Origin of the sequence: Acinetobacter lwoffii, from assembly GCF_024129595.1 — a bacterium.
In the GTDB taxonomy this organism is placed as follows: domain Bacteria; phylum Pseudomonadota; class Gammaproteobacteria; order Pseudomonadales; family Moraxellaceae; genus Acinetobacter; species Acinetobacter lwoffii_O.
On sequence record NZ_JAMXXS010000024.1, the window covers coordinates 19,629 to 38,998 of the forward strand.

Genomic DNA, 19,370 nt, shown 5'->3' on the forward strand with positions numbered 1-19,370 from the left:
GATGATTCACCCTGCCCCGAACACGCTCTCGCCCTATTTCAGCTTACAGCTTGAGAGCCTACGGGGTATCAGTGCCATTGTGGTGCTGTTCAGTCACTGCTTTCAGGCATTTATTGCGCCTTTCGATACCAGCATTTATTCATGGATACGCCTGCTTGGGCAGGCTGCAGTCATGATTTTCTTTGCCTTAAGTGGCTATCTGATCGGCTATTCGATTCAGCACAACATTCATCAGCATGGTCAGTTCAATCTGCACCGTTATGCCCGACAGCGTTGCAGCAGAATTTTACCACCCTTTCTGTTTGCCATGGGGTTGACGCTGCTTTTATATCTGCTTGCTCCACTATTATTTGCCAGTCATACTCATGCTTTTCAACACAGTTTTGGCATGATGATCCGGACTGACTATAGTGTAGACATGATGGAATTTATTGGTTCGCTGCTATTTTTGAATGGCTTTGTAACACCAACGGTTTCAGCCAATGCTGCGCTCTGGAGCCTGAGCTATGAAGTGTGGTTTTATGTGCTGGCCGGATTCCTACCTTTTTTAAAAAATTCGGAAATCGCCAAAATCGGATTTTTTATAGTTCTGGCTATACTGTCATTACTGAACATCCAGTTTTTTATTTATTTTCTGGTCTGGCTTAGTGCCTTTGCCTGTTCATTTCAATATATCCAGCTACGTTTTTTAAACCGCTTACAATCGGTCAAATTAGCCCTATTCGGCTTGGCATTTCTAATTGCCTGTTTTGATGCTTACCAGTTTCAGATGATCGATGAAACCCAGCAATACCGCGCTGCGAATTTCACCCCTTTTAATTTCTGTGTGGGTCTGGCCTTTAGCTGCTGGCTGGTACAGCTCCAGTATCAACGCAGTCACTACCATCCGGTCTGGGTTCAATCCGCAGACTTTTCCTATACCTTGTATGTCACCCATTTCCCCTTACTTTTATTTATTTTGGGCTGTATTCCGGCAACTTTAGGCTATGGTCTGGGTGGAGCAGTTTTAGCCTTGCTTACGAGCATGTTCGGCATAATAGTCTTTGCCTGGCTGATGGCTAAATGGCTCGAACCAGCCAGAAAAAAAGCGTTATCCAATACCCTGCGATAACGTTTTGCTGCAAAAAACTGACATTAGTAGTTTATACATCTTTTTTAGGCCGTGCACCAAATAGGGCTGTGCCAACACGAACCATGGTAGAACCCGCAGCAATCGCTTCGGTCATATCCGCAGACATGCCCATACTTAAAGTATCCCAATCTTCAGGATGTGCATGCTGAACTTTGACTGCATCAAATAAAACTTTGGCATCAGCAAAGGCTTGAGGATTATTCGGTGCTGGAATCACCATCAGGCCACGTAAACGCACATTCGGCAGTTGGCTGATCTGTGCCACCAAATCTGCAACCTCATCTGGACAGCAACCATCTTTGGTATCCTGACCATCAATATTCACCTGAATACAGATATTCAGTGCAGGCTGATCATCTCCACGTTGATTTGATAAACGCTCGGCGATAATCAGACGATCCACCCCATGCACCCAAGCAAAATTTTCTGCCAGATGCTTCGTTTTGTTACGCTGCACATGTCCAATAAAATGCCATTCAATGTCCAGCTCTTTCAGTGCCGTGATTTTTTCCAGTGCTTCCTGCAAATAGTTTTCACCAAAAGCACGTTGCCCTGCCTGATACATCTCTGCCAGCACGCTACTCGGCTGGGTCTTGGAAACGGCAAGCAGTTGCACCGCATCTGCTTCGCGGCCGGCCTGAATACAGGCAGTTTCAATTTGCACTAAGACCTGATTTCGTGACTGTTGCAACATATTCATTGATGGGGTTCTCATTTCATTCATCTTTTTTTCCCTTGCCCATGAACTAAGTGTTGGTTAAGCTGTGGGAAAGCCTTATTATTCTATCAAAATAATTAACATTTTAATGAACTCGGGGACCTTATGGATATCACAGAATTGTTGGCATTTTCTGCTAAAAATGGTGCGTCGGATTTACACTTGTCTGCGGGCTTACCGCCAATGATTCGTGTCGATGGGGAAGTTCGTCGCATCAACCTGCCAGCATTAGAACACAAAGAAGTGCATAAACTCGTTTATGACATCATGAACGATAAACAGCGCCGTGATTTTGAAGAAAATCTGGAAACTGACTTTTCTTTTGAAGTGCCTGGCGTGGCACGTTTCCGTGTCAACGCATTTAACCAGAACCGCGGTGCCGGTGCGGTATTCCGTACCATTCCCTCTAAAGTACTGACGCTTGAAGATCTGGGCATGGGACAGATTTTTAAGGATATCTGTGAATATCCACGTGGTCTGGTCCTCGTCACAGGTCCTACCGGTTCGGGTAAATCAACTACCTTGGCGGCGATGCTGGACTATATTAATGACAACCGCTATGACCATATTCTGACCGTCGAAGACCCAATCGAATTTGTGCATCAGTCCAAAAAATGTCTGATTAACCAGCGTGAAGTACATCGTGATACCCATGGCTTTAATGAAGCATTACGTTCTGCATTACGTGAAGACCCGGATATTATTCTGGTCGGTGAGATGCGTGACCTTGAAACCATTCGTCTGGCTTTAACTGCGGCAGAAACGGGTCACCTTGTTTTCGGCACCCTGCATACCACCTCAGCGGCCAAAACCATTGACCGTGTGATCGACGTATTCCCTGCTGAAGAAAAAGACATGGTACGTGCCATGTTGTCTGAATCCCTACAAGCCGTAGTTTCACAGGCTCTGCTGAAGAAAAATGGCGGTGGGCGTGTGGCGGCGCATGAAATCATGATTGGTATTCCGGCGATTCGTAACCTAATTCGTGAAAACAAAGTCGCACAAATGTACTCAGCAATTCAGACCGGTGCCAACTATGGCATGACCACACTGGACCAGACCCTGAAAACACTGGTGTCCAAAGGTTTGATCAGCCCGCAAGTTGCACGTACTGCAGCCAAACAGCCAGAAGCATTTTTATAAGAAAATTGAATTGTATTGGGGTTTATATACATGGATTTTAACGGCTTACTCGATTATATGGTGGAGAAAAAAGCATCGGATCTGTTCATTACTGCCGATGTCGAACCATCCATCAAGATTAATGGTCAGATTTTACCGATTGGCTCAGTAAAATTACCGGGTGCGGCAGTAGGACAACTGCTCAATTCCATCATGACCGAAAAGCAGCGTAAAGAATTTGCTGACAGTCGTGAATGTAACTTTGCCATCAGCACACCGGATAAAAGTGCCCGCTTCCGTGTCAGTGCCTTTCAGCAACGAGATCAACCGGGGATGGTGCTGCGTCGGATTGAAACTGTTATTCCCACGATGGATGAACTCAAGTTACCGCCGATTCTAAAAGAACTGGCGATGACCAAACGTGGCATCATTATTTTTGTCGGGGCAACGGGTACCGGTAAATCAACCTCGCTGGCGTCTTTGGTCGGTTATCGTAATGAAAATTCCAAAGGTCATATCATTACCATTGAAGATCCGATCGAATTTATTCACCAGCATAAGGGCTGTATTATCACCCAGCGTGAAGTCGGCATCGATACTGATTCATTTGAAATTGCCCTGAAAAATACCCTGCGTCAGGCACCAGACGTGATTCTGATCGGTGAGATCCGTTCACGTGAAACCATGGATTATGCGATTGCCTTTGCCGAAACCGGTCATCTGGTCTTTGCTACCCTGCACGCCAACAACGCCAACCAAGCGATTGACCGGATTATCCATTTCTTCGAAGCAGACCGACATAATCAGCTGTTCATGGACTTGTCCCTGAACATGAAAGCCATTGTGGCACAGCAACTGATTCCAACCATCGATGGTAATGGTCGCCGTGCAGCGATTGAGATTCTGATTAACTCACCACTGATTGCCGACTTGATTCGTAAAGGTGATGTGCATGAGATCAAGGATCTGATGAAGCGTTCCCGTGAACTGGGCATGCAGACCTTCGATCAGGCGCTGTATGATCTGTATAAAGCCAAACAGATCAGCTATAAAGATGCACTGAAACATGCAGATTCACCAAACGACCTGCGTCTGCAAATCAAGCTGTCAGAAGAAGGTGGTAGTCACTTATTACGTGCGCATTCCAACATTACCTTTGATGGTCAGTCCTGATCATCTTGAAGGCATAAAAAAACAGGCTTCCCATGAAGCCTGTTTTTTGTTTGAACCAGCGCTCAAATTATTTTTTACGGAAAACTTCCTGACAGGCAGGCGCATCGCAGTAGCCATACAGATTCAGTGAGTGACCGGTTAATTCAAAACCAAATTTTTCAGCAACGTCATGCTGCTCTTTTTCAATCGTGTCATTAATAAATTCAACAACTTTGCTGCAATTTAAACATACTAGGTGATCGTGGTGATCTTCCTGCATAATTTCAAAAACTGAATGATTATTTTCAAAATTATGACGTTCGATGATGCCCGCTGCTTCAAACTGCGTTAACACACGATACACAGTTGCTAAACCTACATCTTCGCCCTGATCGAGTAAAGTCTTGTAAATATCTTCCGCACTTAAATGATGTTGTTTTGAATTTTCTAGTAATTCTAATATTTTAATTCGTGGAAGGGTAACTTTCAGCCCAGCTTTTCGTAAATCTTGGTTTGAAATAGTCATGTAAAAAGGTCTCTCAACAAAATCAAAGTTGGAATATGCAACAAAGTTTAGATGCAGTATGATCTATCCTTGGATCAAATGCATCATAATTAATTTGGGATAGTTTAGCAAAATGCAAAAAATCATGTTGACGTTATTCGTCACTTCATTGCTCGTCGGCTGTTCGACATTAGGTGTTTATAAAGTAGATATTCCACAAGGAACCCCTTTAACCCAAGCACAAGCCGCTAAAATTCAGGTAGGAATGAGCCATCAACAGGTGCGTTTCTTACTGGGCAGTCCAACAGTAAGCGATCCACTGAATCCTTTACGTTGGGACTACATCTATAACTATACCCCAGGAACCTACGCTAAAAAAGCCAAGATCCCGGCAGCCCAAGGCCAGCATTTGAAAATCTACTTTAACCAGTCTGGTATCGTAGAACGTGTTGAAGGTCTGGAGACGATTCCAGAATCTCAACCCGGCTTACCAGGATCAAAAGAAGCAATTTTAAATGCTCCTCCACTATAGTCGGTTTCTCATGAAAAAGCCCCTGAATCATCAGGGGCTTTTTTGATTAAGCTGATTGATTGAGCAGATCATTGAGGCTACTGCTCATTCAAGCCGCTTTCTATTCGGAAGACGGTTTCAGCTTTCTTAAAAGATTGCCTCTGGCATAACGACCCACCGGATTTTTTTCGGCACGTCTACGTCGAATATCCTTAGGATTGATGGTCAGTGCTCGGTAAATTTCCACCCGATCCCCTGCTGCCAATAGCTGCTGATGATCTTGCAAACGCACGCCAAAAATGCCCAGAGATAACGGTTCAGGTAATGCGACCTGCTCACGGATTCCACTTTGCTCAATCGCGTCCAGTGCCGTCATGCTGGGCTGAAATGGCACGGCTAGATGAAATTGTTTTTCTGGCGTCACATACGCCACCCAGATCATCGCCTCACTCATCAGACGAATTGTCCTAAGACAGCGACTATCGCCAGAATAATCCCGACAGGTAACACCACACGTACTGCAATACGCCAGATGTTATAAAACGCTTCAGAGCTGAAATTCATTGATTTACGCAAATGACTGATCTTCATGATCCAGCCGGCAAATAATGCATAGATCAAACAAATCAATAAGCCCCAGACTAACAAGACCACATTGAAAATTGGGCTTAGATTTGGAATAGCCCAGATCAGCGTGACCGCCGCCACAATTGCCCATTGAATCGCAGGATGCAGTTGGCGTTGCTGTAACTGTTCACGTGCCATTTGCAGAATTAATGCGGCAGCTGCCACCATCGCTGCGACCAGAGTAAATGCAGGGATTTGCGCTTGTACAGCAAAGAAAGCAAATGCAATGACAGCAACTAACTGCGCAATCCAGATCGGCAATACTGTCTTGCTGGCGACATCCTGTTGTTGTACAGCGCTCAGGCTAGACTGCCAGTACAAGCCCATGCCCAGACCACTTGCCACCAGCGCTAATACGGTGGCATTGCCCCATTCCGAGAATTCGACTGGTGTGACTTGCCATGCAGGTAGCGCCGTTCCCATCACATTGGCTAGAACCAGAGACGCCAGTACGCCAATCGTGGTAACAGCCAATAAAATTTGACGCGGTAGCAGTGACAGGGCCAACGCTACTATTGCCAATCCGATCAATAGAAGATTCGGTGCAAGATCAATTGCAGCAACCGCCAGAACATTGCTGGCATTGTTCAGCATGGCACCGGCCAAAAACGGAATAAAAATCACACTTAACCAGCCAACAATACGCCATTTCTGTGACGCATCCGCTTCACGGGTCAGCGTCGACAGCGCCTGTAATGGCGTTGTTTTGGAGCGCTTGGCCAAAGCAATTTCCAAGTAGCAGACTGGAAGCGCCAGAATCAGCATGGTGGCTAACCAGAGCATCCAGAAATCCAGCTGACGATCAATCTGTATACCGGTTATCGGTGCGAGCGTCGCGATGATAATAAACGATAAACAGAAAGCCATCAGCGGCGATAACCATTTTGACATAGCATTGTCCTGCATGATGCATTCCTATAAAAATCTAGCGCTATTTTGCCTTGTGAAGCGGTGAAAATCAAAAACAAAAAGCAAACCACCATGACAGTGATTTGCTGCGCAAAAATTATAATTAGATTTTAATTTTTGTTATCTCGTTACGTCTTTTATTATGAGAAGAAACGAGCGAACCAGTTTTTACCTGTTTTCTTTTCTTTTTCCTTGATGATCCCCATCATATTTTCTTTCACGGCACCGACATAATCGGCATCATCGTGCTGAATATGGTTAATCAACCATTTCGATAATACTTCGTGCAGTTCATGTTCAATCGACTGCCCCAGTTCAAAACGGTCACGATAAGACTCGATTTTTTTAATAAACAGGTCATGCACACGTTTATGCGGTACCCGGTATTTATAGCCGGCTTCTTCCTGAAGAGATTCCTCAAAGGTAAAATGCGACTGGGTATAATCAATAATATTGTCAAGAATCTGTTTAATACGGGCACGTTCGGTATTTGCATCGATTCCATCAATTTCGTTGATATAATCGAGAATTCGTTTGTGCTGATCGTCAATCACATCGATACCAGTATTATAATCTGGGACCCATTTCATTTTCATTACGACCACCTATAAATATTAAGGACTTATAACGTGAAAATGAGCATATAGCGTATTGATTGAAATAAAAATGAAGCAAATTAGTCGGCTTTCCGCCTAAATCCGGCTTTTTCACTTTAAGTTTTTGTTATATATAATTAAAAATAATTTATCCTGAGTAAAAGGCTAAGATATTAATTAACCAAAAAATGTAATAAACCTTTATTTATTCTTAGATTTTTTCCTATTTAAAATATAAAAAAACGGAGTTTAAACTCCGTCTTTAATCGCGTTTTAATATTGATCAGCTCGCATGAAACGTTTTAAGGAAGGATCAAGACGTTCACGTTCCAGACGTTCAACATGCGTCAACTGAGAACGTACTTTCGCCCCATGCTGAAACAGGATCATTTCACCGGGCTGGAAGGCAGTCCATTCTTCATTCTGGGTCAATGGTTCAGTGGTAATCACTGCGACGCGATCTTCAGGGGTCGTGACCTGACTAAAGTCCACTTCGACATCAATATCAATCAGCTGAGCCGGTCTAAACGGGTATTCACGTACCAGCCAGTGGAGTTTGGTAATCGCATAGCTAAACAGCGCCTGACCATTCGACAGGCAGAAATTAAAGGTACCATGTTCCGCGATTTCAGGTGAAATTTCGGCCAGCAGATCAAAAACCTGATCCAGTTTTGGTTCATGATAGCCAAAACGTTTCACCAGTTGATCCAGCAGGTAACAGAAGGCACGCTCACTGTCGGTATTTCCGACTGGGGTAAAGCGCCCTGACAGTTCGGGAAAATAATCATGCAAATCGCCATTATGGGCAAAAATCCACTGCCGCCCCCAAAGTTCACGGCTAAAAGGATGGGAATTTTCCAGATTGATTTTGCCTTGAGTGGCTTTACGGATATGGGCAATCACATTACGGGATTTGATTGGATAATTACGTACCAGTTCAGCAATCGGCGATTCAACCGCGGACTGGTTATCGACGAACAGACGGCAGGCTTTATCTTCAAAGAAAGCAATCCCGAAACCATCCGCATGATCAGAGGTAATGCCCGCCCGTTGGGAAAATCCGCGGAAGGAAAAAGTAATATCCGTCGGGGTGGCACAATTCATTCCGAGCAGTTGGCACATGGTTTGATTTCAGCTCTTTATTTCACTTAGAAGCTTATTGTGCATGACTGTTCCTGTCATTTCAAATAGCTGGCTATAAGAAATCCAAATAAAAAAGAGCCTGCATAGAGACTCTTTTTGGCAAAAAATGGCTTATGAACGATGCGGATTGGCACGGTTGGTAATTAAGGTGCCAACACCATGATCGGTAAAAATTTCCAGCAAACTTGCATGCGGTACACGACCATCGACGATATGCGCACTCACGACACCGCCTTTTACCGCATCCAGAGCACAGCCTACTTTCGGAATCATGCCGCCATAAATCACGCCGGTTTCAATTAAACGATCGACTTCTTGAGTGGTCAAACCAGTTAACAGATTTTTATTTTCATCCAGCACACCTGTGATATTGGTGAGCAAAATCAGTTTTTCTGCACCTAAGGCTTCAGCGACTTTACCAGCAACCAGATCGGCATTGATATTATAGGTATTGCCTTCTTCATCGACACCTAACGGGGCAATGACTGGAATAAAGTCACTATTGGTGAACATTTCTAGAACATCGGTTTTCACGCCGACCACTTCACCGACCAGACCCAAATCAATTTGCTGAACTGAACCATCTTCAGCCACTTTTTCCATCAACAGTTTTTGCGCGCGAATCAGATTACCGTCTTTACCGGTAAGACCAATCGCACGACCACCATGCTGGTTAATCAGGTTCACGATAGATTTGTTAACGCTACCGCCAAGTACCATCTCGACTACTTCCATGGTCGCAGGATCAGTCACGCGCATGCCGTCAATACGGTCTGATTCGCGGCCCAGCTGTTTCAGCATGGAATCGACTTGCGGGCCACCACCATGTACCACGATCGGATTAATACCGACTGTTTTTAATAATACGATATCACGTGCAAATGAACTTTCCAGCTCAGGATCGGTCATCGCGTTACCGCCGTATTTTACCACCAGGGTTTTACCCGCAAAGCGTTGAATATACGGCAAAGCTTCTGTCAAAATCTGTGCTTTGTCGATGCCTGTTTGTTGATTTGGCATTCGCCTCTCCTTATTGAGCATCTAAAATGTCTTGAGCGATCTCTGGATAACGGTCACGCAACATGGCTACAAACAGATGACGAATTTCATTTAGACCTTGGGCATTATTGGCATCAAAGCGCACTGTGAAATACTCACCTGTATTGGATGCTCGAATGATGCCAAAACCATCCTCAAAATCAAGACGTATCCCATCAATTTTACTGATTTGCGCATTAATTCTTGCGGATTGTTGTTCAACGAAGTTTAAAAGCTCAACAGGACGTACTTGACGCGTTGAAATATAAAGATCTTCAGTACCATGTCGTTTTGGATAAGCCGCCAAGGCCTGCGCGAGAGTTTGCCCCGTTTGGTCGAGATATTCCATGACTCTGAGCGCTGCATAGAGTCCATCATCATAGCCCCAGCCGCGACCATCATTAAAGACATAATGTCCGGCATATTCCCCACCAAAAATCGCCTGATGCTGAGACTGGTTCAGATAAGTTCTGAGAAATGAACTGCCGGTACGAATCATCACCGGTTCCCCGCCCAGACGTTGCACTGTATCGCGAACCAGAGTTGAACATTTCACATCATAAACAAATTGGCGTGGTGCTGAATCGCTTAGGCAAATTTCAGCAAACAGGCACAATAACTGATCGGCTGTAATAATCTGACCATGTTCATCAATCAGAACCAAGCGATCGCCATCACCGTCCAAGGCAATACCGAGATCAGCCTGCTGTTGCATGACGGTTTGACGTAAAGTCTCAAGATGTTTGTCTTGCGAAGGATCCGGCGCATGATCCGGAAAATGTCCATTCGCCTCACAACGTAAAGCAATCACTTCACAGCCCATTTTTCTGAGTACCAAGTCAGCACAACGTCCGGCTGAGCCATGCAGACCATCCAGAATCACTTTAAATGAGCGCTTTAATTGAATATCTTCTAATATTCCCTGCTGATACTGCATGCAAAACTCTGGAATAATCTGATGCGGCAGTTCAGCTAAAGTAATTAGCTGGCTATCGCAATGTGACTTTGCCAGTTGGGCCACCTGTTGAATCATCTCAGGACAAGGTGGTTCACCATCAATAATCCATTTAATACCATTATCTTCTTTAGGATTATGACTGGCAGTGACCATAATGCCATTGCCATCAAACTGGCGTGCGGTGAAATATAGCATTGGGCTGGAACAACAACCTACAATAGTGGCTTCCAGCGAATAGTCTTTAAAAATACGGGCAATGATGTCGGCAAAAGCCGGACTACTGATGCGTGCATCATAACCAATGGCGACACGTGTCTGTCCCGCAGCCTGATACTGCTGGGCTAAACCGTGGGCAATTGCATCAATGATCCCGGCACCTAATAGACTGACTTTACCGCGTATGTCATAGGCACGAAAGATATGCATGGGGAATGGATGATTCATAGATCCCATAAAACTGTCTTTTCACTATTCGTTAAAATAAGGAGATTTAAAATGATGATTTCATCATAATGACTTTAAACATTTGTTTTTGTTTTAAGACTCGCTATTTTTAAACGATTTCAATGTAACAATCAATTATAAAAATATAATCTACAACTTTAGAATTATAGGGTTCTTGTAATTAAACAATGATTATTTAATTATATTTATTTTGAGTTTCATCTGATTAGATATTTGATAACTACATAAATTTTAGATTTAAATAACTCTACTTGGCTAGAAAATAAGGTTTTATTTTTAAATATATTTCAACCCACTCATTCTTTTAATATTTAATCTAATCAACTAAAAATGGCTTACATCCAGTTAATGAATGTAGGCCACGATTAAAACTTAGTTTTTACCCGTATGACCAAAACCGCCAGCACCGCGTTCAGTCGCTTCGAATTCATTCACTAGATCGAATTCAGCCTGCACCACAGGAACCAAGACATACTGCGCCAAACGCTCACCTGGCTCTAAGCTGAATGCCGTCTGGCTACGGTTCCAAACGGATACCATCAATTCACCCTGATAATCAGAATCAATTAAACCTACCAGGTTACCCAACACGATCCCATGTTTATGGCCCAAACCCGAACGTGGCAAGATCAGACCAGCAAATGCAGGATCTTCAATATAGATTGCTAAACCAGTTTTTACCAAAACCGTTTGGCCTGGTTCAATGATTGTGGTTTCTGCAACACACGCACGCAAATCCAGCCCCGCTGAACCTGTCGTAGCATAAGTCGGTAATGGCCATTCCTGACCAAGACGCGAGTCAAGGACTTTCACCTGAACTTTCATGTATTCATTCCTGTTGTTTCATTTAAAATAAGAGCAAGCCTTGCGCCTTATCGTTTGATAAGATTACGCAAATTATCCAGATAATGTTGGGCTTGTAATTTCGGATCGATGTTGCCTGCCAGCTTTTTCTTACGACCTAACCATTCCAGCTCATCTTCTGGTAATTCATCCAGGAAACGGCTTGGGGTCATTTGCTTCATCTGCCCGCCCGCCTTGCGTTGTTCTGCCAGAGTAATGGTCAGTCCCTGACGTGCACGGGTAATCCCCACATACATCAGACGGCGTTCTTCTTCGACGGTTTCCGCAGCGATCGAGTTTTTATGCGGCAGAATTTCTTCTTCCAGCCCAATCAGATACACATAAGGAAACTCAAGACCTTTGGATGCATGTAAAGTCAGTAAGTTGACTTTATCGGTGTCTTCTTCTTCTTGTTGCTGCTCCAGCATATCCAGCAGCACCATTTTACGAATTACACTTTCAATATTCTTTTCATCAACATCCTCAGCGCGGTTAATCAGGCTTTGAATGCTGCTGTAGAGCACTTCGATATTGTCGAGCTTGGTTTTTTCCTGCGCTGGCGTGGCTGCAGTTTCCTTGATGTAATCGATATAACCGGCTTCAATCATCATCTGGCGGATGATCGGCACTGGTTCATCATCATCCAGTAAATTGCGGGTAAAGCCCTCAATAAAATCGGCAAACTCGGCCAATTGGGTCGTGGCCTTTTTCGGAATCGCCATGGTCAGGCGCTGATCCGCTGCCGCAGCCAGAAGCGACAGATTATTTTCCTGAGCAAATAAGCCGAGCTTTTCCAGCGTTACCGGACCAATCGCCCGTTTTGGCGTATTGATAATTCGCAGGAATGCACTGTCATCTTCAGGGTTAATGATCAGACGTAAATAACTCATCATGTCCTTGATTTCGGCACGCGCGAAGAAGGACTGTCCGCCAGATAATTTATACGGAATCTGCATCTGACGTAGATGGGTTTCTAAAATACGCGCCTGGAAATTGCCACGGTACAACACCGCATAATCTTTCCAGCTTTTACCATTCATCAGCTTATGCGTGATCAGGTCTTTAACCACGCGCTCTGCTTCATCATCATCATTTCGGCAGGTAATCACACGGATCACTTCACCATGGCCTTTGTCTGACCAGAGCTTTTTATCAAAAATATGCGGATTATTACCAATCACGGTGTTGGCTGCTTTGAGAATACGACTGGTCGAACGATAGTTCTGTTCCAGTTTAATCACTTTTAAATTAGGAAAATCCTGCTGCAGCAAGGCCATATTTTCCGGTTTAGCACCACGCCAGGCATAAATCGACTGGTCATCATCGCCTACGGCGGTGAACTGTCCCATCACGCCAACCAGTAATTTCACCAGAATATACTGCGCCGTATTGGTATCCTGATATTCATCGACCAGCAAATAACGCACGCGATTTTGCCATTTGTCACGAACTTCGGCATTTTCCTGCAGCAAGCGCGTTGGCATCACAATCAGGTCATCAAAATCCACGGCGTTATAGGCACGCAAATTACGTTCATATAATTGATATAAATGCGCAAACTGCACATCTTCGGCAGTTTCACAGGTGGTATGGGCCTGCTCGGGTGGAATCAGATCATTTTTCCAGTCCGAGATCATTTTCATGGCTTTGGCAATCAGTTCTTTGCTTTCTGCACCGGATAAATTGTCACGCTGCATCAGATCCATCAAAATGCGTTTACAGTCGTCAGCATCCAGAATCGAGAAATTATTTTTCAGTGGGGTATGTTTCAACTCTAGGCGCAGCATATTCAGGCCAAAAGTATGGAAAGTCGAAACTGAAACCCCTTTACTTTCTTCACGCGTCAATAATTTACTGACACGCTCTTTCATCTCACGTGCTGCTTTGTTGGTAAAGGTCATTGCGGTAATACGATGTGCAGGAATCCCGCAATGCTTGACAAGATATGCGATTTTTCGCGTGATGACTGAAGTCTTGCCTGAACCCGCTCCTGCAAGTACTAACAAGGGCCCTTGAGTGTATTTCATGGCTTCAAGTTGCTTGTCATTTAACTGACTGGCGAGTGACATAGGGCTTCCTCTTCTAGATTCGGCTCCGATTATAGTCATCTCTGCCCCAGTTGCCTAATTTAAAATACAATTAAACCGGTCAATTTACAGGTATAAAAAAACCACCCGAAGGTGGTTTTTTTAGCGTTCAAGAATTATTGAACTGCATATACCGCGATTTCTACACGACGGTTTTGTTCTTTACCTGCGGCAGTTGTGTTGTCTGCGATTGGGTTCGCTGAACCTAAACCTTGTGCGTTAATACGTGTACGTGAAACACCTTGGCCGGCCAAGTAAGTCGCTACAGAGTTTGCGCGTGCTTGAGACAATGGCAAGTTAATTGAGTCATTACCAGTGCTGTCTGTATAACCAGTCACAAGAATACCGCTCTTGTTATCTTCAGTTAATACTTGCGCTACTTTGTTCAAAGTGCCATAAAAGTTTGGTTTGATATTTGACTTGTTCGTGTCAAATGTAATGCTGCCCGGCATCACAAGGTTAATCGAACCATCTGCATTACGGTTAACGTCTACGCCCGTACCCGCTGTTGCTTGACGTAATTTTTTCTCTTTGTTATCAAGATACACACCCGCTGCACCACCAACAACAGCACCAATCGCTGCTGCACGGTTATTTTGACGGCTGGTATTCGCATTGCCTTTAGAAACACCGTAACCTGCTGCAGCACCAATTAAAGTACCTAGAGCAGCTTTATCATATTCCACACCACCGATGTTATTACCAGTTGATTGACAACCTGTAAGTGCTACGGCCCCTGCTACAGCTGCTGAAATGATTAGTGCACGCATCGCATGACTCCTTGTTGTATGCTTTGTTGTTAAGCGAGATAATGATTTAAATTGAATGGGCTAACCATTGAATTTTTGTTAATAATAAATCGTTTAGTAATATTTTGTAATGTTTATATGTAACTAAAACCAAGTAGTTCGTCACAATATCTTCATAGTTTCCTGTTTAGGCTTTTTTGTTTGCCTAACTGTCTCTATATTACTCAAAATATGAAAAAATTTAAGTGATTAATCTCTGGGGACTGTTTGGATATGTCATCGAATAGCAACAAGCAACCGACTTTAAAAAAACTGGCGCGTGGCCTGACGGTCACATCCGTCATGACAGGCAGTACTTTTTTTCATGGCCCCCCGGTGCTGGCCTTGGGTTTAACCAAACTTTTTAAAAAATCCGCAAAAGTGGATGAAACCAATATCAAGATTACCAACAGCTGGTTAGGGGTCAACAACTGGCTGATTGAGCATGTGCTGAAAAACACGCAATGGCAAATCAGTGTAGATGAATCACTGGATTTGAATATGCAGGGCCGTTATTTGATGACCTGTAATCATCAAAGCTGGGTCGATACCACCGTCAACCAGTACTTCGGTCTGACCCGTATGCCCCTGACGCGCTTCTTTACTAAATGGGAACTTATTTTTATTCCTTTTGTTGGTCAGGCTTTTAAAATCTTAGGCTTCCCGATGATGAAGCGGCATAGCAAGGAACAGATTGCTAAAAATCCTGCGCTAAAATATCGGGATATGGAAGAAGCACGCAAATCTTGTGAACAGCTGATCAGTCAGCCTTTTACCCTGTTAAATTATCTGGAAGGCACGCGTTTTACCCAAGAAAAACATGATCAGCAGCAGTCTCCCTATACGCATTTACTGAAACCTAAAGCAGGTGGTCTGGCATTGGCGCTCAGTATTCTCGGCGATAAAATTGATGCGCTGGTCGACATGACCATTGTTTATCCTGACGGTATTCCGGGCTATGGTGAATTTTGGTTAGGTGAAGTGCCACGTATTGCGGTAAATTTAAGAAAAATTGATATTCCTGACTGGGTACTGGGCGGCAATTACGAAGATGATGCTGAATATCGTGCACGTTTTCAAAAATGGATTGATCAGATCTGGACTGAAAAAGCTCAGCTCATCGCACAAATGCAGCAGAACTTTGCCCAAGCCCCGGTCGGATCTGTAACCGAGTAATTATGAAGAACGACAACCCGGACATTACCTCCAGCTCCTTTAAATTTGTTCGTAAAGGAACCTGGGGCTGGAAAATTGCACTGATTTACGACATTTTCATGATGGTTTTAATCATCATCAATCTGTTCTGTCTCAGTGCCAACGCCATTTTAATGAGCGATTTTGGTCAGTGGTTGTTTGACTTCATTCGTTTACCGGAAATCTTGCAGTTTTATAAAAGTGATTTACGCCCTTGGGTCATCATTACCGAGGGCTGGTTTACCACCTTCTTGGTCTGTGAATTGCTGGCACGCTGGGTTATCGCAATTGTCCTGCGTCATCATCGACGCTGGTGGTTCTTCCCTTTTGTACACTGGTATGAAATTTTATCCATTATCCCTCAACTACGTTTCCTGCGCCTGCTGCGTGCGGTCGCGATTGGCTACAACCTGCATAGCCATGGTTATAAAGTAATTCCTAACCGCTGGTATCGCCAAGGTAACTTTTATTACAACATGCTGATGGAAGAGCTTTCTAGTCGGGTGGTACTGACTGTACTGGACGGCATCAAGCGTGAACTGACCACAAGTACATCACATAAACAGTTAATTGATGATTTGGTGGAACATCACCGTAAATTACTGGCCATTGCCTTGGCAGATATCTTGCAAGAATCTTTGGGCAAGGAATTACATTCACAACGTTCCATGATCGCTAAAAATGTAGGGCAAGTGGTCAATCAGGCGATTGAAGATACCCCAGAACTGACCCAATTATTACGTTTGATTCCAATTGTGGGCAGCCGGATTGAACAGCAAATTCAAAGTATTGGTCAACGCCTGGGAGAAAATATTACGCAAGGACTGATTGAACCATTTAGCTACACAGGTCAAAAAGAAAATCCGACTTTTACCCTAATTTCAGATAAAATCAGCCAGATTCAGATTGAACATAATCCACATATTGATAAATTGGTTGAATCGGCTGTTTTTGAAACACTTGAAGCAATCCGAAAACAGGTGAAAGTCAAACAGTGGCAACAGATTTTAGAAGAACATGAGCAAAATCAGAGCTCAATAGATAAGTAAATTTTAAAGTACAGAATCGGATCAATCGGTCCGGCTCTGTTCGCATAAAAAAATAACTGAGATCGCTAGAGAATTACTGCAATTTGTTCTAGGATTTGCACTATTTACAACATTGCTTCGACACAAAACCAGCACGTCAGAAGTATTTAAGGAAGAATTATGGCTGATATACGGATAAAAGGCAGAATGGTCAATGCGATACGCATTAGCCTAGATACCAATGATCATGATGCAATCCGCCAGCAACTTAGCCCAAAATTACAAGCAGCATTTCCACCCGGCACTTTGGCAGTCATTGAAAGTTCAGTTGAACAGGAACTCATTGCGCTGATTCAACTATTAATCAGTCTGGATGTACAGCCTATGGCTGTTACTGAAGGCTTACTTGGAGATCAGGCACGTGCCATTCAGTTCCCGGTACTGCCACCTGATCGCCAGTTAGAAGAAATTAAAGCCACCAAAGAACAGGTCGTGGAAGTTAAACCAGAACCCACAGCGGTGAATAATAATCAAGCACCTGCTGCTCCGATCGTCGCGCATATTACCTCATATCATGATGAAATCCTGCGTACCGGCCAATGTATCGTTCAGCATAATGGCGACATTATTATTAATGCCGGTATCAACAGTGGCTCAGAAGTGATTGCTTCAGGCAATATTCATGTTTATGGCAGCGCACGTGGTCGGGTCATTGCGGGTGCGGGTGGCAATACTGCAGCACGCATTTTCTGTCATAGCCTCGAAGCAGAACTGATTTCAATTGCAGGAACCTATTGTGTGGCGGATGACATTCCACCGCATGTAGTTAAAAAATCTGTGCATATTTACTTGAATGATCAACTAGAGCTTGTATTTGAAGCTCTACAATTTTAATGTATAAATAAACACCAAAAACCCCATTTTAAACAGGGGATTTGAACCATAACAGGAGTGGATTCGGTGGCGAAAATTGTTGTCGTAACGTCAGGCAAAGGTGGTGTAGGTAAAACTACAACGAGTGCATCTTTTGCAACAGGTTTAGCCCTACGCGGTCACAAAACTGTTGTTATTGATTTTGATGTAGGTTTACGTAACCTTGATTTGATTATGGGCTGTGAACGCCGTGTAGTTTATGATTTTGTGAATGTTTTAAATAACGAAGCACGATTACAACAAGCACTGATTCGCGATAAAGATATTGAAAATTTATATATTTTACCTGCATCACAAACACGTGATAAAGATGCCTTAACCGATGAAGGTGTTGCTCGTGTAATGGATGAGCTTTCGCAGGAATTTGATTATATTATCTGTGATTCACCTGCTGGTATTGAACGTGGTGCTATTTTGGCTATGTATCATGCGGATGAAGCCATCATTGTGACCAACCCTGAGATTTCTTCAGTACGTGACTCTGACCGTATCATTGGTATGCTCGACAGTAAAACTAAAAAAGTAGAACAAAACGAAGGTCGCATTCGTAAGCATCTGTGTATTACCCGTTTCAATCCGGAACGTGCCGATAAACAGGAAATGCTAACGATTGATGATATTTCTAAGGATATTTTACGTGTACCGACCTTGGGCGTTATTCCTGAGTGTCCAAGCGTTTTACAGGCATCGAATGAAGGTAAGCCAGTGATCAATTTCACTGAAGCTGCAGCAGGTCAGGCCTATGATGACCTGGTTGCGCGTTTCCTTGGTGAAGAGCGTCCTTACCGTCATATCGAGGTAAAACCTAAGGGCTGGTTAGCACGACTATTTGGAGCGTAGACATGGCAGGATTCTGGAGTAAACTTTTTAGTGGCGAGGATAAACCATCAAGCGCACGGACTGCTAAAGACCGTTTGAAGGTGATCGTTGCATCCGAACAAGGCTTGGGTCGTCGCTTGAGCCAGGACAAAATTGACCAGATGAAAACTGAAATCATGCAGGTGGTCAATCGTTATGTTCGCGGTGTCGATGAACAGCATATTCAAATGCAGGTTCGTTCTGAAGCCAATATTGAAATGCTTGAAATGAATATCAATTTACCTGAAGAACGATAATCTGATTTTTGATTGGTCAAGTAAATTGATTCAAGGCAAAATATGAGAGTGGTAGAAATAGTAGTTTAGCTATATTCCGCCCACTTGAAGCATAGCTTCAAGTCTTGCGACTAGGCAAAGCAGTGCTTTGCTAATCTAGTCTCATATTTTGCCTTTTTTCATGCCGAAAAAACTACATTAGATCAAGGAAATTGCGATGGCATTATCTCAACCAGCGACCTTTAACGAAGAATGGTCAGATGAGCGTGTATTTGCCTATTTAAATCAGCTTCCTCCTGCAGGTGTTAATGCTGATTTTCACGTGCTGTATCATGCTTTCAAGCATATGCGTCCATTCGATTATGAACGCCTGTTGACGAAATTTGTCGCTGATGGCCGTGATGTCAATGCAACCAATCCGGAAGGACAACGCATTCATGACGTGATTGCCACTTTCCCGCGTCAAAGTGCCGAGTTCCTGGATGTATTGGCAAAATTTGCCTGAGTCAAAAATACATAAAAAAGCC

General features: G+C 43.7%; 21 protein-coding genes. 10 read left to right on the forward strand and 11 right to left on the reverse strand.

Annotation, left to right across the window (positions count from 1 at the left end):
* Position 1 precedes the first annotated feature (1 nt).
* Positions 2–1,111, forward strand: a complete 1,110-nt coding sequence (locus tag NI466_RS11375; protein WP_253173623.1) for an acyltransferase family protein — start codon at positions 2–4, stop codon at positions 1,109–1,111.
* Positions 1,112–1,142: 31 nt separating this feature from the next.
* On the opposite strand, the gene NI466_RS11380 is transcribed toward NI466_RS11375, so the two are convergent.
* Positions 1,143–1,832 (reverse strand): YggS family pyridoxal phosphate-dependent enzyme, encoded by a 690-nt coding sequence (locus NI466_RS11380; protein WP_253173640.1) that lies wholly within the window; start codon positions 1,830–1,832, stop codon positions 1,143–1,145.
* Positions 1,833–1,955: 123 nt separating this feature from the next.
* On the opposite strand from NI466_RS11380, the gene NI466_RS11385 reads away from it, so the two are divergent.
* Both NI466_RS11385 and NI466_RS11390 read left to right on the forward strand, forming a co-directional pair.
* Positions 1,956–2,993 (forward strand): type IV pilus twitching motility protein PilT, encoded by a 1,038-nt coding sequence (locus tag NI466_RS11385; protein ID WP_004279279.1) that lies wholly within the window; start codon positions 1,956–1,958, stop codon positions 2,991–2,993.
* Between the two features lie 30 nt (positions 2,994–3,023).
* A complete protein-coding gene (locus NI466_RS11390) occupies positions 3,024–4,145 on the forward strand; it encodes a PilT/PilU family type 4a pilus ATPase (RefSeq protein WP_004646138.1) in 1,122 nt (373 codons plus the stop codon).
* A 67-nt stretch (positions 4,146–4,212) separates the two neighbouring features.
* On the opposite strand, the gene fur is transcribed toward NI466_RS11390, so the two are convergent.
* Positions 4,213–4,650 carry a ferric iron uptake transcriptional regulator gene (fur, locus tag NI466_RS11395; protein ID WP_004279276.1) on the reverse strand — a complete coding sequence of 146 codons (438 nt, stop codon included), beginning with the start codon at positions 4,648–4,650 and terminating at the stop codon, positions 4,213–4,215.
* 112 nt (positions 4,651–4,762) lie between these two features.
* Between fur and NI466_RS11400 the strand changes: the two genes are divergently transcribed.
* Complete coding sequence (locus NI466_RS11400; RefSeq protein WP_004279275.1) at positions 4,763–5,161, forward strand: outer membrane protein assembly factor BamE; 399 nt, start codon at positions 4,763–4,765, stop codon at positions 5,159–5,161.
* A 100-nt stretch (positions 5,162–5,261) separates the two neighbouring features.
* On the opposite strand, the gene NI466_RS11405 is transcribed toward NI466_RS11400, so the two are convergent.
* The 9 genes from NI466_RS11405 to NI466_RS11445 all read right to left on the reverse strand — a co-directional run bounded on the left by NI466_RS11405 (position 5,262) and on the right by NI466_RS11445 (position 14,576).
* Positions 5,262–5,594: an RnfH family protein gene (locus tag NI466_RS11405; protein WP_253173624.1), complete on the reverse strand. Its 333-nt coding sequence runs from the start codon at positions 5,592–5,594 to the stop codon at positions 5,262–5,264.
* Complete coding sequence (locus tag NI466_RS11410; RefSeq protein ID WP_253173625.1) at positions 5,594–6,673, reverse strand: hypothetical protein; 1,080 nt, start codon at positions 6,671–6,673, stop codon at positions 5,594–5,596. Before NI466_RS11410 ends, NI466_RS11405 begins: the two co-directional genes overlap by 1 nt.
* A gap of 143 nt (positions 6,674–6,816) precedes the next feature.
* Positions 6,817–7,272 (reverse strand): bacteriohemerythrin, encoded by a 456-nt coding sequence (locus NI466_RS11415; protein WP_004646133.1) that lies wholly within the window; start codon positions 7,270–7,272, stop codon positions 6,817–6,819.
* Positions 7,273–7,545: 273 nt separating this feature from the next.
* Positions 7,546–8,394: a class II glutamine amidotransferase gene (locus NI466_RS11420; protein WP_253173626.1), complete on the reverse strand. Its 849-nt coding sequence runs from the start codon at positions 8,392–8,394 to the stop codon at positions 7,546–7,548.
* A gap of 132 nt (positions 8,395–8,526) precedes the next feature.
* Entirely contained in the window at positions 8,527–9,435 is a 909-nt protein-coding gene (gene argB / locus NI466_RS11425) for an acetylglutamate kinase (RefSeq protein WP_005104791.1), read from the reverse strand.
* Positions 9,436–9,445: 10 nt separating this feature from the next.
* Positions 9,446–10,864, reverse strand: coding sequence for a phosphomannomutase/phosphoglucomutase (locus NI466_RS11430; RefSeq protein WP_253173627.1), 1,419 nt, complete (start codon positions 10,862–10,864; stop codon positions 9,446–9,448).
* Between the two features lie 384 nt (positions 10,865–11,248).
* Positions 11,249–11,701 (reverse strand): dUTP diphosphatase, encoded by a 453-nt coding sequence (gene dut / locus NI466_RS11435; protein WP_004646127.1) that lies wholly within the window; start codon positions 11,699–11,701, stop codon positions 11,249–11,251.
* Positions 11,702–11,748: 47 nt separating this feature from the next.
* Positions 11,749–13,788: a UvrD-helicase domain-containing protein gene (locus NI466_RS11440; protein WP_004730583.1), complete on the reverse strand. Its 2,040-nt coding sequence runs from the start codon at positions 13,786–13,788 to the stop codon at positions 11,749–11,751.
* Between the two features lie 134 nt (positions 13,789–13,922).
* On the reverse strand, positions 13,923–14,576 hold the full coding sequence (locus NI466_RS11445) for a YiaD family glycine zipper/OmpA-like lipoprotein (RefSeq protein ID WP_253173629.1): 654 nt from the start codon (positions 14,574–14,576) through the stop codon (positions 13,923–13,925).
* A gap of 252 nt (positions 14,577–14,828) precedes the next feature.
* Between NI466_RS11445 and yihG the strand changes: the two genes are divergently transcribed.
* From yihG to NI466_RS11475, 6 genes are all read left to right on the forward strand, one after another.
* On the forward strand, positions 14,829–15,770 hold the full coding sequence (yihG, locus tag NI466_RS11450) for a 1-acylglycerol-3-phosphate O-acyltransferase, YihG family (protein WP_253173630.1): 942 nt from the start codon (positions 14,829–14,831) through the stop codon (positions 15,768–15,770).
* Positions 15,771–15,772: 2 nt separating this feature from the next.
* Complete coding sequence (locus NI466_RS11455; protein ID WP_253173631.1) at positions 15,773–16,837, forward strand: preprotein translocase subunit SecA; 1,065 nt, start codon at positions 15,773–15,775, stop codon at positions 16,835–16,837.
* Between the two features lie 159 nt (positions 16,838–16,996).
* Positions 16,997–17,710 (forward strand): septum site-determining protein MinC, encoded by a 714-nt coding sequence (gene minC / locus NI466_RS11460; protein ID WP_253173633.1) that lies wholly within the window; start codon positions 16,997–16,999, stop codon positions 17,708–17,710.
* A gap of 66 nt (positions 17,711–17,776) precedes the next feature.
* The gene (gene minD, locus NI466_RS11465; RefSeq protein ID WP_064095797.1) at positions 17,777–18,589 is read left to right on the forward strand and encodes a septum site-determining protein MinD; all 813 of its coding nucleotides are present in this window, start codon (positions 17,777–17,779) and stop codon (positions 18,587–18,589) included.
* A 2-nt stretch (positions 18,590–18,591) separates the two neighbouring features.
* On the forward strand, positions 18,592–18,864 hold the full coding sequence (minE, locus tag NI466_RS11470; RefSeq protein WP_004279256.1) for a cell division topological specificity factor MinE: 273 nt from the start codon (positions 18,592–18,594) through the stop codon (positions 18,862–18,864).
* A 196-nt stretch (positions 18,865–19,060) separates the two neighbouring features.
* On the forward strand, positions 19,061–19,348 hold the full coding sequence (locus NI466_RS11475) for a PA4642 family protein (RefSeq protein WP_004279254.1): 288 nt from the start codon (positions 19,061–19,063) through the stop codon (positions 19,346–19,348).
* Positions 19,349–19,370 lie beyond the last annotated feature (22 nt).